Source organism: Streptomyces cucumeris (assembly GCF_024295805.1).
GTDB lineage: Bacteria > Actinomycetota > Actinomycetes > Streptomycetales > Streptomycetaceae > Streptomyces > Streptomyces cucumeris.
Window position 1 is genome coordinate 178951 of record NZ_JANCLX010000007.1, and the last position, 15607, is coordinate 194557.

The 15607-nt window shown below is 71.0% G+C and carries 14 protein-coding genes and 2 tRNA genes; 4 read left to right on the plus strand and 12 right to left on the minus strand.

The features are described from left to right. Positions 1-300: 300 nt before the first annotated feature. The 3 genes from NMK44_RS13290 to pgsA are packed head-to-tail and all read right to left on the minus strand — an operon-like array spanning position 301 to position 3079. Positions 301-1461, minus strand: a complete 1161-nt coding sequence (locus NMK44_RS13290; protein WP_254742145.1) for a glycosyltransferase family 4 protein — start codon at positions 1459-1461, stop codon at positions 301-303. Continuing rightward, a complete protein-coding gene (locus NMK44_RS13295) occupies positions 1458-2414 on the minus strand; it encodes a phosphatidylinositol mannoside acyltransferase (RefSeq protein WP_254742148.1) in 957 nt (318 codons plus the stop codon). Before NMK44_RS13295 ends, NMK44_RS13290 begins: the two co-directional genes overlap by 4 nt. Next, the gene (gene pgsA / locus NMK44_RS13300; protein WP_254742151.1) at positions 2411-3079 is read right to left on the minus strand and encodes a phosphatidylinositol phosphate synthase; all 669 of its coding nucleotides are present in this window, start codon (positions 3077-3079) and stop codon (positions 2411-2413) included. Before pgsA ends, NMK44_RS13295 begins: the two co-directional genes overlap by 4 nt. Positions 3080-3285: 206 nt before the next feature. On the opposite strand from pgsA, the gene NMK44_RS13305 reads away from it, so the two are divergent. After that, positions 3286-5493, plus strand: coding sequence for an elongation factor G-like protein EF-G2 (locus NMK44_RS13305; RefSeq protein ID WP_254742154.1), 2208 nt, complete (start codon positions 3286-3288; stop codon positions 5491-5493). Between the two features lie 160 nt (positions 5494-5653). Next, the gene (locus tag NMK44_RS13310) at positions 5654-7306 is read left to right on the plus strand and encodes an AbeC-like domain-containing protein (RefSeq protein ID WP_254742157.1); all 1653 of its coding nucleotides are present in this window, start codon (positions 5654-5656) and stop codon (positions 7304-7306) included. Between the two features lie 66 nt (positions 7307-7372). On the opposite strand, the gene NMK44_RS13315 is transcribed toward NMK44_RS13310, so the two are convergent. The 4 genes from NMK44_RS13315 to NMK44_RS13330 form a co-directional block, all read right to left on the minus strand. Next, positions 7373-7933, minus strand: a complete 561-nt coding sequence (locus NMK44_RS13315) for an HIT family protein (protein WP_254742160.1) — start codon at positions 7931-7933, stop codon at positions 7373-7375. An 82-nt stretch (positions 7934-8015) separates the two neighbouring features. Next, positions 8016-9995 (minus strand): threonine--tRNA ligase, encoded by a 1980-nt coding sequence (thrS, locus tag NMK44_RS13320; RefSeq protein WP_254742163.1) that lies wholly within the window; start codon positions 9993-9995, stop codon positions 8016-8018. Between the two features lie 172 nt (positions 9996-10167). Then, the gene (locus tag NMK44_RS13325; RefSeq protein ID WP_254742166.1) at positions 10168-11361 is read right to left on the minus strand and encodes a hypothetical protein; all 1194 of its coding nucleotides are present in this window, start codon (positions 11359-11361) and stop codon (positions 10168-10170) included. Beyond that, the gene (locus NMK44_RS13330; RefSeq protein WP_254742169.1) at positions 11361-11939 is read right to left on the minus strand and encodes a DUF4365 domain-containing protein; all 579 of its coding nucleotides are present in this window, start codon (positions 11937-11939) and stop codon (positions 11361-11363) included. Before NMK44_RS13330 ends, NMK44_RS13325 begins: the two co-directional genes overlap by 1 nt. 161 nt (positions 11940-12100) lie before the next feature. Here NMK44_RS13330 and NMK44_RS13335 point away from each other — a divergent pair, with 161 nt between their 5' ends. Then, entirely contained in the window at positions 12101-12826 is a 726-nt protein-coding gene (locus NMK44_RS13335) for a 3'-5' exonuclease (protein WP_254742172.1), read from the plus strand. A 59-nt stretch (positions 12827-12885) separates the two neighbouring features. On the opposite strand, the gene NMK44_RS13340 is transcribed toward NMK44_RS13335, so the two are convergent. From NMK44_RS13340 to NMK44_RS13360, 5 genes are all read right to left on the minus strand, one after another. Further along, positions 12886-13257, minus strand: coding sequence for a VOC family protein (locus NMK44_RS13340; protein WP_254742175.1), 372 nt, complete (start codon positions 13255-13257; stop codon positions 12886-12888). 112 nt (positions 13258-13369) lie between these two features. Continuing rightward, positions 13370-13441: transfer RNA gene (locus NMK44_RS13345), tRNA-Val, on the minus strand. A gap of 66 nt (positions 13442-13507) precedes the next feature. Beyond that, entirely contained in the window at positions 13508-14002 is a 495-nt protein-coding gene (locus NMK44_RS13350) for an SRPBCC family protein (protein WP_254742178.1), read from the minus strand. A 166-nt stretch (positions 14003-14168) separates the two neighbouring features. Then, positions 14169-14240 (minus strand) — tRNA-Val (locus tag NMK44_RS13355). Positions 14241-14324: 84 nt separating this feature from the next. Then, positions 14325-14783 (minus strand): TIGR02611 family protein, encoded by a 459-nt coding sequence (locus NMK44_RS13360; RefSeq protein ID WP_254742181.1) that lies wholly within the window; start codon positions 14781-14783, stop codon positions 14325-14327. Between the two features lie 190 nt (positions 14784-14973). Between NMK44_RS13360 and NMK44_RS13365 the strand changes: the two genes are divergently transcribed. Beyond that, the gene (locus NMK44_RS13365) at positions 14974-15387 is read left to right on the plus strand and encodes an SsgA family sporulation/cell division regulator (protein WP_003959770.1); all 414 of its coding nucleotides are present in this window, start codon (positions 14974-14976) and stop codon (positions 15385-15387) included. Positions 15388-15607: the final 220 nt, after the last annotated feature.

Below are 15607 nucleotides of genomic sequence, written 5' to 3' on the forward strand. Positions count from 1 at the left end.
AGGCGACCGCGCCGCCGACGGGTCCCTCGGCCCGGCCCCGAGTCCGGCAGCAGGAGGAGGCCGGTCCGGCACGGGCTCCGGCCGCGGGCGGAAAGGGTCCCCGACCGTACCGGGCCCGCGGAGCGGGCTAGGTCCTGTCCTGTCGATCTTCGTGGACCAGGCCGCGGCGTCTGGTGCCGTGGCTCGCAAGGCGGAGGGTCGTCCTTGTCCTCGGGTAGCGGGCGTACTCGAATGAGCCCGACAACGCGGCGAGGTGCGGTGCCAGGCGTCGCGGACCCGCGAAGACCGGCAGGACCGGGCCTAGTCGCGGGCGAGGCCCAGACGGGCGCGGAGTCCCGCCCGGTCGTCGGCGCCCACGGACGCCGCGCCGTCGGTCACCGTCTCGTAGACCGCGAGGACGTCCGCGCCGACCGTGGACCAGTCGAAGCGGCGCACATGGCGGCTTCCCCGCTCACGCAGCTCGGCCACTCGTTCCGGGTTCTCCAGCAGCCGTACAGCGGCCTCGGCCAGCGCGTCGGCGTCCTCGTTCGCGAACAGCTCCCCGGCCGCTCCCCCGTCCAGGACCTGCGCGAACGCGTCGAGGTCGCTGGCCAGCACCGCGGCCCCGGCGGACATCGCCTCGACCAGGATGATCCCGAAGCTCTCCCCGCCGGTGTTGGGCGCGACGTAGACGTCGACGCTGCGCAGCAGCCGCGCCTTGTCCTCGTCGCTGACCATGCCGAGGAACTCCACGCGCTCCCGCATCGGCGCGGGAAGCCCCGCGACGGCCTCCTTCTCGTCACCGCGCCCGGCGACCAGCAGCCGGGCTCCCGGCCGCGCCTCGAAGATCTTCGGCAGGGCGCGCATCAGGACCGGAAGGCCCTTGCGGGGCTCGTCGATCCGGCCGATGAACCCGATCGTGTCGCCGCGCCACTCCTCCTTGGGCTCGGCGTCGGCGAAGAAGCCCACGTCGACACCGTTGGGGATCACCACCGCGTCGCCGCCGAGGTGCTCGACCAGCGTCCGCCGGGCGTACTCGCTCACCGCGATCCGCGCGCTGATCTTCTCCAGCGCGGGCTGGAGGATCGGATAGGCCGCGATCATGGCGCGGGAGCGGGGGTTGGAGGTGTGGAAGGTGGCCACGATCGGCCCCTGCGCCGCCCAGCAGGCGAGCAGACCGAGTGAGGGCGAGGTCGGCTCGTGGATGTGGATGACGTCGAAGGCGCCCTCGTGCAGCCAGCGGCGGACCCGCGCGGCGGACAGGAAGCCGAAGTTGAGCCGGGCGACCGAGCCGTTGTACGGCACCGGCACGGCGCGTCCCGCGGAGACGACGTAGGGCGGCAGCGGTGTCCCGTCGTCCGCGGGGGCCAGCACCGAGACCTCGTGGCCCCGCCGGATCAGGTGCTCGGCCAGGTCGCGGATGTGGAACTGCACGCCTCCGGGGACGTCCCAGGAGTACGGGCAGACGACGCCGATCCTCACGGTTTCTCCGTTCCGGAGCCGTCGGGGGCCCCCGTCACCGGGTGGACGGCGGCACCGGCCGCCGGACGCGGCTCCAGGTCCGCGAGCCACAGCCGCTGGAGCATATGCCAGTCCTCGGGGTGTTCGGCGATACCCGCCGCGAAGGCGTCGGCGACCTCCTGGACCATCGCCGCCGCCCGCTCGGCGGGGGTACCGGACGCGGGCACCTCGACCGGCGGGTGGACCCTCCCCCGCATGACGGGGGTGTCGTCGTACCACAGGGTGACCGGCAGCAGCAGGGCGCCGGTCTGGGCCGCGAGCCGGGCGGGTCCGGCGGGCATCTTGGTCCGCTCGCCGAAGAAGTCGACCTCCACGCCCGAGGCCGACAGGTCGCGGTCGGCGACCAGGCAGACCAGACCGCCCGCGCGCAGCCGCCGGGCCAGGGTGCCGAAGGCGCTGCCGCCCTGGTGGGGCAGGACCTCCATGCCCAAGCCCTCGCGGTAGGCCACGAAGCGGTCGTAGAGCGTCTCCGGCTTCAGCCGCTCGGCGACGGTGGTGAAGGGCACGCCGAGCTCGGTGGTGACCCAGGCCCCGGCGAGGTCGTAGTTGGCCATATGGGGCAGGGCGAGGACCACGCCCCGGCCGCTCGCCAGCCCGTCCGTCAGATGGTGCGCATCCTCGATGTGGACACCGGAGCGGATCCGCTCCGGACTCCAGGTGGGGAGCCGGAAGGACTCCATCCAGTAGCGCATGTAGGAGCGCATCCCGGCGCGCGACAGCTCCGCGAGCCGGCGTGCGGAGGCATCGGGGACGACCCGGGCGAGATTGGCCTCCAGCCGCAGCACGCCCTTGCCGCGCCGCTTCCAGACCTGATCGGCCATGCGCTGCCCGAGCCCGGTGGCAACCGGTTCGGGCAGCTTCTTGACCGTGCTCCAGCCCAGCCCGTAGAGCGCGTCGGTCAGCCGGCCCTTCACCGGGTCTCGCCCCCCTGGGTCACCGCCCGCTCCGCGGCATCCGCCTCCTCGGCCTCGCGGCGCACGGTCACCACCCGCTGCACCAGGGTCACCGCGCTGCCCACCGCGACGATCCACAGCGCGATCGGCAGCAGGATCTCGATATGCGGCACCCCGAACTTGTGCAGTCCGGAGAAGCCACAGGCCACCAGCGAGATCACCAGCCGCTCGGCACGCTCCACCAGCCCGTTGACCTTCACGGGCAGACCAATGCTCTCGCCGCGCGCCTTGGTGTACGAGACCACCTGGCCGCTGGCGAGACAGAAGATCGTCACCGCACACAGCACATTGTCGTCGCCCTTGCCCGCGTACCACAACGCCAGCCCGCCGAAGATCGCGCCATCGGCGACCCGGTCCAGGGTGGAGTCCAGGAAAGCGCCCCAGCGGCTGGACCGGCCGAGCTGCCGGGCCATGTTGCCGTCGATCAGGTCGGAGAAGACGAAGAGGGTGATGACCACCGTCCCCCAGAAGAACTCCCCCCGGGGGTAGAAGACCAGTGCGCCCGTGATCACACCACCCGTGCCGACGAGGGTCACCGCGTCGGGGCTGACCCCGAGACGGATGAGCAGGGCGGCGAACGGTGTGAGAACACGCGTGAAGAATGCACGCGCGTACTTGTTCAGCATGGCCTTCCCGGTGGGTCGTGACGGGCCGGATGGTCAAGGGGCCACCGGCTGGCCCATCGTAGCCACGCCCCGCGGGGCCGCCGCGCACCCGTCGGACCGCTCCCCCACCAGGCCCTCGGTACGCCCGGATGTGCGACGTATGGACGCACCGTTACCTCGGTGGAAAGCTCGAAGTATCGCGAGGTGTCGACCGGGAGGCGAGACACATGGGCGACAAGTCGAGTACACATCCAGGGGCCGCCGGAAGGGCAGTGGCGGCCGACCGGCCCGGCTCTCTGAGGAACGTGGTGCTGGTCGGCCACAGCGGGACGGGAAAGACGACGCTGGTGGAGGCCCTCGCACTGGCGACGGGCGCGGTCAACCGGGCGGGCAGGGTCGAGGACGGCGGCTGCCTCTCCGATTACGACGAGATCGAGCACCGGCAGCAACGCTCGGTGCAGTTGTCCCTGGTCCCCGTCGAATGGGGCGGGATGAAGATCAATCTACTGGACACCCCGGGATACGCCGATTTCGTCGGGGAACTCAGGGCCGGTCTGCGGGCAGCGGACGCGGCCCTTTTCGTTGTCTCCGCCGCCCAGGACGCGGTGGGCATCGCCGGGGCCACCCGGATGGTCTGGGACGAGTGCGCGGCCGTCGGCATGCCGCGTGCGATCGTGATCACACATCTGGAGGCGGCCCGTGCCAGCTTCGAGGAGATGACCGAACTGTGCCGGGAGAGCTTCGGCGGCGACGACCCGGACGCGGTGCTCCCCCTGTACCTGCCGCTGCGCGGGGAACCGGCGCCGGACGGCCACGCCCCGGTCACCGGCCTCATCGGACTGCTCTCCCAGCGGGTCTTCGACTACTCCTCGGGGTCCAGGACCGAGACGCCGCCCGTACCGGACCAGCTCCCGCTGATCGAGGAGGCGCGTAACCGGCTCATCGAGGGGATCATCGCCGAGAGCGAGGACGAGACCCTGATGGACCGCTATCTCGGCGGTGAGGAGATCGACGTCAAGACGCTGATCCAGGACCTGGAGAAGGCTGTCGCGCGCGGCAGCTTCCACCCCGTGCTGGCCGCCGCCCCGGCCGCCGAGGGCTCCAAACAGGGCCTGGGCACCACCGAGCTGCTGGAGCTGATCACCGGCGGCTTCCCCACCCCGCTGGAGCGCGAGGCGCCCGAGGTCACCACCCCCGAGGGCGTACCGCGTCCGGCGCTGACCTGCGATCCGGACGGCCCGCTGGCCGCGGAGGTCGTCAAGACCTCCTCCGACCCGTACGTGGGCAGGATCTCCCTGGTGCGTGTCTTCTCCGGGACGCTGCGCCCGGACGAGACGGTGCATGTGTCCGGGCACGGCCTGGAGGACCGCGGTCATGAGGACCACGACGTGGACGAGCGGGTGGGCGCCCTCTCCTCCCCGTTCGGCAAGCAGCAGCGGGTGCTCCCCCAGGCCATCGCGGGCGATCTGGCCTGTGTGGCCAAGCTGACCCGTGCCGAGACCGGCGACACCCTGTCCGCCAAGGACGATCCGCTGCTGATGGCGCCCTGGCAGATGCCCGATCCGCTGCTGCCCGTCGCCATCGAGGCGCACAGCAAACCGGACGAGGACAAGCTGTCGCTGGGGCTGTCCCGGCTGGTCGCCGAGGATCCCACGATGCGTCTTGAGCAGAACCCCGACACCCACCAGGTGGTGCTGTGGTGTCTGGGCGAGGCCCATATGGACGTCGCGCTGGAGCGGCTGCGCAGCCGGTACGGCGTGCAGGTGGACACGGTGCCGTACAAGGTCTCCTTGCGGGAGACCTTCCACGGCAGGGCCGCCGGACGCGGACGGCACGTCAAACAGTCCGGCGGACACGGCCAGTTCGCGATCTGCGCGATCGAGGTGGAGCCGCTGCCGGGCGGCTCGGGCATCGAGTTCGTGGACAAGGTCGTCGGCGGCGCCGTGCCGCGGCAGTTCATCCCCTCCGTCGAGAAGGGCGTACGCGCCCAGGCGGCGCGCGGCGTCGCCGCGGGCTACCCGCTGGTCGATGTGCGGATCACGCTGCTGGACGGCAAGGCGCACTCGGTGGACTCCTCCGACGCCGCGTTCCAGACGGCCGGGGCGCTCGCACTGCGCGAGGCGGCCACCGACGCCCGGATCGACCTGCTGGAGCCGGTGGTCGAGGTGTCGGTCCTGATCTCGGACGACTACGTGGGCGCGGTGATGAGCGATCTGTCCGGCCGCCGCGGCCGGGTGGTGGGCACCGAGCAGTCGGGCGGCGGCCAGACCCTGATCAAGGCCGATGTGCCGGAGATCGAGATCGGGCGGTACGCCGTCGATCTGCGGTCGCTGTCCCATGGCACCGGGCGGTTCAGCCGCTCCTACGCCCGGCACGAGCCGATGCCGCAGCAGCTGGCCGAGCGGATCCGCGAAGGGACCTACGCGGAGGCGTAGTTGCCGCGTACCCACCGCACCGCCCGCCCCGACTCCAGCGGGGCGGGCGGCTGTTCGCACGCACGGTTGTCCACAGGTCACCACGCCCTGGCGACAGGTGGTGCACACCCCCGATACGCTGAGGTCGCAGCGCAAGCGGCGTGCGGTATTGGGGGCGTTGGTGACGGACGGATTCGATTTCAGTCCCGGGGCGCAGGTGCCTCTGTCGGGGGCTGCGGGGCAGACGGCGGCGACCCAGGCACTCGCCTCGGCCGCCTACCGTGACGGCCCCGCGGCCAAGCTGCTGGACGCCAATTCGGAGTGGACGGTCTCCGAGGTCAAGGCGCCGAAAATATCGCTGTTCGAGCCGAACCTGGGCGAGGCGTTCTCCCGTGCGGTCCAGACGCGGATGCTCGGCGGCGGCCGGGGCCAGGTGATCCAGTCCTTCGGGACCGAGCCGCAGACGGTCGTGGAGCACTGCCTCGCGGCCAACCGCATCCGCAAGACCCGGGACGCCCGGCTCACCATCGTCATGGTGGTCTTCGGGCTGCTCTTCCTCCCCGGAGTGCTGCTGTGGCTGGGCGCCTTCCAGCTACGGCGCTCGGTGGCCGGGTCCCAGGACAAACGGATGGGAGCGCTGGGCACGGCGCTGCTGGTCGCGCTCACCGTGATCACCCTCATCTTCCTGATCAAGCTGCCGTTCGGCGGCTTCTGGGGCATCTATCTGCGCGGGGTGGTGGTGGCCCCGGTGATCGGCTGGTACATCGCCAAGCAGATCTGCGAGCGCACCGCCCGGGACCTGCGGGACTCCTGGGGCGGGCTGCTCGCGGGCGGCGGTGTGGGCGCCAAGGTGCCCGAGACGGTGCCCAACCACCCGGGCCAGACCTCCGCCGAGGAGCTGCGCAAGGCACTGCACAAGCTCACCGCCGAGCAGTACAGCAATGTGGTCTTCTACGCCGGCCCCAAGGGCATATTGGGCATGGGCACCCGCTGGGGGAGCTGGCAGCTCGCCGAGGACCTGGTCTCCGTCGACCCGGACAAGGAGATCGACCCCTTCCGTAGCTGGGACGTGATACGGGCGGTCCATGACCAGCTCCGGATGCTGGAGCGCACCCCGCTGCACACCGGCGGCTTCCCCACCCCCTCGGTGCGCCACTGGGTGGTCTCGCCCATCGGGGAGGGGGCCAAGGCGGTCGAGCGCGGCGGCACCTCCGAGGAGGAGGGCTTCCAGATAAAGGGCGTCGAGCTCCAGCGGATCTGCGACCAGCAGCAGTTCGGCGCCGGTGACCGGCACTACCTGGGTGTGCAGTTCGTGCTGTGGGACGGCCAGTTGGTGATCACCCTGCTGATCACCGTGACCCTGCTGCACAAGACGCTGCGGATCGAGGTCACCGGACATGCCCTGGGGCCGGTGCACCCGCTGTTCACCAGCAAGCCGTCGGCGCCGTCCAAGACGGTGAGCAAGACCTTCCGGTTCTGGGAGACCAAATCGGTTCCGCTGCCGCTGGTGGACGCCAAGGAAGTGGTGCGGCTGGCCGCGCGCGCCCCCTTCACCTGGTACCCGCCGGTCCTGGATCACCTGGGCGGCAAGCTGGTGCTGCCCGAGCCGTTCGGACTGCGCCACGCCTGGGCAGACAAGCCCTGGCGCCACCGCTTCATGGCGGACGATGCGCTGCGGGCGGCCACCCCCGTACTGCGGGTGGTCCACGAGGCGGCGATCGGAGTGCTCAAGCACCACGGTGTGGACACCGAGCGCTTCGGCAACCGCTCGCTGGCGCTCAGCGGCCAGGTCCAGGACGCGTCCCCCAAGAAGGCCGATCTGTACGACGTCTGAGCCGACCGGCAAAGCCGTGCCCCGGCCGGGCGGGACCCGGTCCGGGGCGGTGGCGCACGGCACGCTCTACGGGCGGGGCCAGGCGTCGGCGAGCATCCGGCGGGTGTCGGCGAGCAGTTGCGGCAGCACCTTGGTGTTGCCGATCACCGGCATGAAGTTGGTGTCGCCGCCCCAGCGCGGCACCACATGCTGATGCAGATGGGCGGCGATCCCGGCACCCGCCACCGAGCCCTGGTTGAGCCCGATATTGAAACCGTGCGCACCGGAGGCGGTACGCAGCGTCGTCATCGCGGCCTTGGTGAACTCGGCCAGCTCCACCGTCTCCCCGGGGTCCAGCTCGGTGTAGTCGGCGATATGGCGGAACGGCACGACCATGAGGTGGCCGCCGTTGTACGGGTACAGGTTGAGCACCGCGTAGACGCGCTCCCCGCGCGCGATGATCAGGCCGTCCTCGTCGGACTTCTCCGGGATGGTGCAGAACGGGCAGCCATCACCGGCCCCCGGGCCGGTGGGCTTGTTCTCCCCCTGGATGTACGCCATCCGGTGGGGCGTCCACAGGCGCTGGAACGCGTCGGGCGTCCCCACTCCGAACTGCTGCTCCGGCTCACTCGTCATGCGGGCCAGCATATTCGCCCAGGAAGGGTGGGGAAGCGGTGAGGGGCGGCCCCCGTCGGGACCGCCCCTCACACCCGCTCGTGCGGGCAGCGCATCACACCTGGACGCGCCGCTCCACCGCGTCCACGATCTCGGCCAGCGCCTCGTCGACCGGGATGCCGTTCTTCTGCGAACCGTCGCGGTAGCGGAAGCTGACCGCTCCGGCCGTCACATCGTCGTCACCGGCGATGATCATGAACGGGATCTTGGACTTCTGGGCGTTGCGGATCTTCTTCTGCATCCGGTCCGAGGAGGAGTCGACCTCCATCCGCAGCCCCTTGGCCTTGGCCTTGGCCGCGAACTCCTCCAGGTACGGCACATGGGTGTCACCGATCGGGATACCGACCGCCTGCACCGGGGCCAGCCACACCGGGAACGCACCCGCATAGTGCTCCAGCAGCACCGCGAAGAACCGCTCGATCGACCCGAACAGCGCCCGGTGGATCATGACCGGCTGTTGGCGCGAGCCGTCCGCCGCCGTGTACTCCAGCTCGAACCGGGCCGGCTGGTTGAAGTCGACCTGGATCGTCGACATCTGCCAGGTACGGCCGATGGCGTCCTTGGCCTGGACGGAGATCTTTGGACCGTAGAAGGCGGCGCCGCCCGGGTCCATGACCAGGTCGAGACCCTGCTTCTCGGCGGCCTTGCGCAGCTCCTCGGTGGCCTCGACCCACTGGTCCTCGCTGCCCATGAACTTGTCCGAGTCGTCCCGCGTGGACAGCTCCAGGTAGAAGTCGCTCAGACCGTAGTCCCGGAGCAGGTTCAGCACGAAGGTCAGCAGATTGTCGAGCTCATCGGCCATCTGCTCCTTGGTGCAGTAGATGTGCGAGTCGTCCTGGGTGAACCCCCGGGCCCGGGTCAGGCCGTGGACGACACCGGACTTCTCGTAGCGGTAGACCGTGCCGAACTCGAAGAGCCGCAGCGGCAGCTCGCGGTAGGACCGCCCGCGCGCCCGGAACACCAGGTTGTGCATCGGGCAGTTCATGGCCTTGAGGTAGTAGTCCTGGCCCTCGAACTCCATGGGCGGGAACATGCCGTCCATGTAGTGCGGGAGGTGGCCGGAGGTCTCGAAGAGGCGCGCCTTGGTGATGTGCGGCGTGTTGACGAACTCGTAGTCCGCCTCTTCGTGGCGCTTGCGCGAGTACTCCTCCATCTCCTTGCGGATCACCCCGCCCTTGGGGTGGAAGACCGCGAGGCCGGAGCCCAGCTCATCGGGGAAGGAGAACAGGTCGAGCTCGGAGCCCAGCTTGCGGTGGTCGCGCTTCTCGGCCTCGGCGAGGAAGTCCAGATGGGCCTTCAGCTCGTCCTTGGTCGGCCAGGCGGTGCCGTAGATCCGCTGGAGCTGCGGGTTCTTCTCGCTGCCCCGCCAGTACGCGGCGGCGCTGCGCATCAGCTTGAAGGCCGGGATGTTCCGGGTGCTGGGCAGGTGCGGACCACGGCAGAGGTCCTTCCAGCACAGCTCGCCGGTCTTGGCGTCGAGGTTGTCGTAGATGGTCAGCTCGCCCGCGCCGACCTCGGCCGAGGCACCCTCGGCGGCGTCCGCGGCGGAACCCTTGAGACCGATCAGCTCCAGCTTGTACGGCTCGCCCGCCAGCTCCTCGCGGGCGGCCTCGTCGGTCACCGCGCGGCGCGAGAACTTCTGTCCCCGCTTCTGGATCTCCTGCATCTTCTTCTCGATGCGCTTGAGATCGTCCGGGTGGAAGGGGGTCTCGACGTCGAAGTCGTAGTAGAAGCCGTCCTTGATCGGCGGGCCGATACCCAGCTTGGCCTCCGGGAACAGCTCCTGCACGGCCTGTGCCATGACATGCGCGGTGGAGTGGCGCAGGATGTCCAGACCGTCCTGGCTGGTGATCTCGACCGGCTCGATCTCCTCGCCGTCGGCCGGGATGTAGGCCAGGTCCTTCAGGTCACCGCCGACGCGCGCGGCGACGATCGAACGCTCCCCGGTGAAGAGCTCCGCGGCCGTAGTGCCCGTGGCCACCACGCGTTCTTCCCGCTCGGAATCGCGCTGGATGATCACACGGACGTCTGACACCGGTCTCTCCTGACTGATGGGTGGCTCACCGCGGCGAATGCCGCGCAGCGTGAATCGTACCGAGCCGACCGGTCCGACCGCGAAACGGCGGGGAGCGCGCGCACCACGCGCCCCGCGCTCCTCTCCCCGGCGGCCCGTCCGTCCGCCCGGCGGGCCGCTGTGAGCCCGGCGGTCAGGGCCCGCCGCACGCCTCCTCGAAGAAGTCCAGGTGCTCCTGGAGCGATTTGAGCAGCCGGTCCCGCTCCGCCTCGTCGACCTGGACCGGGGTGACACCGGTGGCCCCGGTCAGCCGCCGGAAGCCGCCCCGGCTCTCCAGCCGTCCGCTGACCCGGATCGGCAGCCCCACCAGATGGGCATGGCCGGCCACCCGGTAGTCGTCCTCTTCCAGCACGATGCGCACCTGGGCCACATCGGCCCCGGCCAGCACCCGCAGCCGCACCGCGCCGGGGCCACCGGGGCCGGTGCGGCGCAGCCGCAGCACCACTCCGGTGACCCGCACGGCCACGGACGGCTCGTCCCGTACGTAGCGGGCGCCCGCCTCGCGGAGTCCGGGGAGATCACCCGGGGAGAACTCCACCGGCTCGGGGCGGAGAGGGAAGCCCGGCGGCGCACCGGCGGCCGGGGACCACTCCAGGGCCACCCGCGCCCCCTCGGTGCCCTGGACCAGGGCGACGACGGCCTCGGTCAGCTCCCGGCTCACCCCCGCCTCGACGGCCGCGTCGAACGCCTCCATCCCACCGGTGGCGCGCTGGTAGTCGACGGCGTCCCGGAGGGCGTGCAGCGCGCGGAGCAGAGTGGCGGTGGCGGTGCGGCCCTCCTCGACGGGGACGAACACGGTCAGCGCCCGGCCCCCGGAGGCGGGTCCGGCCGGGCCGGTGAGCACCCGCTCCATGAACTCCTCGGCGGCGCGGCGGTGCCGGGCGCCGTAGTAGCCCGCGCGGCCCCGGGCGGCGAGCGCCGCAGCCAGCAGCATGCCGCGGGCGGCGGTGCGCAGCCGGTCCTGGGCGGTCCAGGCGGCGGTGCCGCCGGGGGACTCGGGCACCTCGCGCCGCCAGCGGATCTCGTCGCTGGGCACGGCGAGACCGGTGAGCACCTCACGGGCGGACGGGGCGGCGCTGCGGGCCAGCGCCATCAGGGCCTCGGCGAGCAGATCACCGCTGTCGGGGAACTGCCGGGTCTCGGGCACCAGCAGACTGGTGCCGCCCGCGAGCTGTCCCGGCGGGGTCCAGCGGGCGTACTGCCCCGGCGCGCCCCCGCGGCGGCGCCAGCCGTGCCGGGTGAGCAGGGCGCCGAGGACGGCCGGATCGACGTCGTCGGGGTACGGGGTGGCGGGGGCGGGCTCTCCCCCGGGCCGGTACCGGTCCATCACGGTCTCCCTCCCGCCCCGACCCGGGTCATGATCTCGCAGAGCGCGCGGTCGTCGAAGACCCGCGAGGTCGGGATCCGCACGGTGGTCCGGCGGCGGCCCGTGACCGGGTGGCCCGCCAGATTGGTCCAGTAACAGCAGTGCCGCAGAGCGAGTCGGTCGTGTCCGGCGCGCAGCCAGTCGTCCTGGCTGCGGGGCACGATCATCACGACGAGGATCTTGTGCACGGAGACCGGGGTACGGGCCAGCTTCACCAGGTGGTCGTTGTCCAGGGTGAAGCCGAAGGTCGGTCCGCGCGGCCGCGGCGGCAGTTGGTACGTGGCCTTCAACTGCACCTTGATGGTGACCTCGTCGTCCACGGCGTGGCCGGGCGCGCTGTGGCTGACGTGCCAGTCGATGCCGTGGTCGGGGAAGGGCTGCGCCAGTGAGCAGCCCGCCGCCGCCGCGACGGCGTGCAGATAGCCCACCTGAAGGGTCTCCATACAGGCGGTGGTGGCGATATGGCCACGCGGGGGCGCGATCCGCTCGGACAGCAGACCGCTCGCCGCCGGGGCCGGGTCGGGCTGCGCGAGCGCCATGGCTGTTGACGCCTTCCGGTCGTCGCCGGTCCGTACACCTGTGTTGTCTCCCCGTCAGGTCCGTGCCAAACAGCGGTGGTTCGACCACCTCCCTCCGGGTATCACCTGGTCGGGGCGGGTTGAAGGGGTCATCGCACGATCATGCACGAGGAGTTGAGGCCATGCCGTCCTGGTTCGAGGGGCCGCTCGCCGCGTTCGACACCGAGACCACCGGTGTCGATGTCGAGGGCGACCGGATCGTGTCGGCTGCTCTGGTCGTCCAGCGCGGGACCGGATGTCTGCCGGAAATCCGCCGCTGGCTGGTGAGTCCGGGGATACCGGTGCCGCCCGCGGCCACCGAGATACACGGGCTGACGGACACCCATCTCCAGCGCCACGGCCGCTGGCCCGCGCCGGTGATGGAGGAGGTGGCGCGGGGCATCGCGGAGCAGAGCGCGCGGGGCACCCCCCTGGTGGTGATGAACGCGCCGTTCGATCTCACGCTGCTGGACCGCGAGTTGAAGCGGCACCGCAACTCCAGCCTGTCCGGCTATCTGTCGCTGCGTTCGCTGTGTGTGCTCGATCCCCGGGTGCTGGACAAGCATGTGGACCGCTACCGCAAGGGGCGCCGTACGCTCACCGATCTGTGCGAGCACTACGGTGTGGAGCTCACCGGGGCGCATGACGCGGCGGCGGACGCGCTGGCCGCCCTGGAGGTCGTACGGGCGGTCGGCCGTCGGTTCGCCTCCCGTCTGGAGACCCTGTCCCCCGCCGAGCTGCACGCCCGGCAGACCGTCTGGTACGCGGCGCAGGCGCGCGGCCTCCAGGCGTGGTTCGCGCTCAACGGCTCGGACGAGGTGTGCGATCCGGCCTGGCCGCTGCGCCCGGATCTGCCGGCCGCGGCCTGACGGCGGCGCCCGCGGCCCCGCACCGCCCCTCCGGTGGGACCCGGGCGCGCCGGGAGGTCTCAGCCGAGGCGGAGCACGAAGGGGTGCCCGGCCGGGTCGGAGTAGATCCGGACATCGCGCGTACCGCCGTTGAACCGTGTCTCCAGCGGCCGGGCGCCGAGGTCCACCACTTTGCGTTCGGCCGCGTCGATGTCCTCCACCAGCAGTTCCAGATGGGCCTGCTGGGAGTCGTCCGGACGCGGCCAGCTCGGCGGGGCGTAGCCGTGGTCGCGGAGGAAGGCCATCCGGGATCCGCCGGGCGCCGCGAGTTCGATGCGGTCGGCGTTGGTGATCGCGAGGATCTCCGCGCCGAGCACCTCGGCGTAGAACTCGGCCAGCGCCTCGGGTTCGGCGCAGTCCAGGGACAGAACGGCTGTGGTCGCGACGGCCATGGGTTCCCCTCCGATGTTCAACCGTGGAAGTTTTATCCGGATACCCGGGCATCGGTCGGGCACGCACACACAGTTGAGGCCGGACCGCCTGTGGCGGCCCGGCCTCACGGGGTGGGCGATACTGGGTTCGAACCAGTGACCTCTTCGGTGTGAACGAAGCGCTCTCCCACTGAGCTAATCGCCCGGAGTGTCCGGTTGGGGTCTCCCCCGGTGGAACGACCTGAACAATACAGGTCGCGAAGGGTTTGGTTCAAACCGGATTCCCGCCGGGAGCCGGTGGCGCCCCGGACCGCCCGGCGCGTACGGCGTCCAGGTGGGCCCGCAGCCCACGGCACCCCGCGCGCATCATCAGGGCGTGGTTGAGGCGGAAGACGGGCCGCCCGGGAAGGGCGAACCGGCGCAGCAGGGGCTTGCGGGCCACCACCTCCTGTTCGAAGAGGGCGCGGGTGCCGCCGTCACGCGCGGTGACGGTCCAGCGCGCCCAGCCGTCCAAGTCACCGGAGAACATGATCTCCAGGACTCCGGCCGCCGGGTCCTGGCGGGCCTCACGGACGGTGACCTCGAGGTCGTACGGGATGAGCGAGCGGAAGCGGGCGGTACCGGTCCGGCCGTCGATCCGGCGGGCCTCGCGGACTTGTGGCCACCAGCGCGGGTAGCGGTCGCCGTCGGCCAGGACCGCGAAGACGTCGCCGGGCGGGGCGTCGAGGTCCCAACGGCTGCGGAAGCGGTAGCGGCACCAGTCCATAGGGCCAGTGTGCGCCGTGCGCGGCGGCCGCACACCCACACCGGCCGGTGCGCGACCGGCCCAAGGGGCCGCCGGGGCCCGCCGGTTGGCGCGCCGACGGGGGTGCCGGGGAGCACAACGCCGAGGGCCCGTACGGCGGTCAGCCGTACGGGCCCTCGGTCCAGGGTGGGCGATACTGGGTTCGAACCAGTGACCTCTTCGGTGTGAACGAAGCGCTCTCCCACTGAGCTAATCGCCCTGGCGCACGGCCAACATTAGCGCATGCCGGACCGTGCTCATGACCACTCCCCGGGGCCCCCCGCCCCGGTGACCGGCCCGACCGTCACTCCTTGATCTTCCAGGGCATGACGATGCCGAACTTCCACACGTACACCGTGATCGCAGCGGCGCAGATGACCAGGCCGATGGTGGTGAGGATGAGATTGCGCTTGCGGACCTTCGGATCCAGCGCGCGCTGCGCGGCCTCGGTGACCTTGCGCTTGGTCCAGCGCAGCACCAGCTGTGCCCAGACGAACTCGGTCGCCCAGATCGCCATACCGCCGAAGATCACCAGCCATCCGGGGCCGGGCAGCGGCAGCATGATGATCCCCGCGACCACGACCGCGAGGCCCACGATGAAGACGCCGACCTGCCAGCTGATGTGCAGGGTGCGGGACCGCTGAATGAACTGCGGCGCCCGGGAGCCGAAGACCGGCTCCTTGCCCTGCGTATCGTCCCCCGTCGCGACATCGGCCGTCGCCGGCGCGACGGCCCCCTGTCGCTCGTCACTCTCCGCATTCATGCAAACCAACTTACCTGATCGTTTCAAGTCACCGGAATGGTGGTACCGGCCGCCCCGGAGCTGGGCCGCCCGAGCTACCAGAAGAGCCGCAAAACGGTCAGAGGGGTTTACAACGGCACCGTAGGTGGCATGTCGATTTCGCCGACGTGCGAATCCCCGAGCGCACACTGAGCGAAAGGCCCTGGCGCTTATGAACACCACGGTCAGCTGCGAGCTGCACCTGCGCCTCGTTGTGTCGAGCGAGTCCTCACTGCCTGTACCCGCGGGACTGCGGTATGACACGGCCGACCCTTACGCCGTGCACGCCACCTTCCACACCGGAGCCGAAGAGACGGTCGAATGGGTGTTCGCCCGCGATCTTCTCGCCGAAGGCCTTCACCGGCCCACCGGTACCGGCGACGTCCGGGTGTGGCCGTCCCGTAGCCACGGTCAGGGCGTCGTCTGCATCGCCCTGAGCTCCCCGGAGGGAGAGGCCCTGCTCGAGGCCCCGGCGCGGGCCCTGGAGTCGTTCCTGAAGCGGACCGACGCCGCGGTGCCACCCGGCACCGAACACCGCCACTTCGATCTCGACACAGAGCTCTCCCACATCCTGGCGGAGAGCTGAGACCCGGCGAGAGCTGAGCGCGCGACCGTCCGACTCGGGGAGACGGCGCGAGCCGGGAGACCACATTTCCGGTAGTGACATCCCGACCATGGCAATCCCACACCACACAGCGCAGGCGACGGCACCACCGTGTGTGACCCCACGGGGGCACGCGGTGTCACACCGCGCTCCGCGCGCCGCTAGCGCCGCGTCAGCCAAGGTTTGCCCCGTAGCGAGGTGT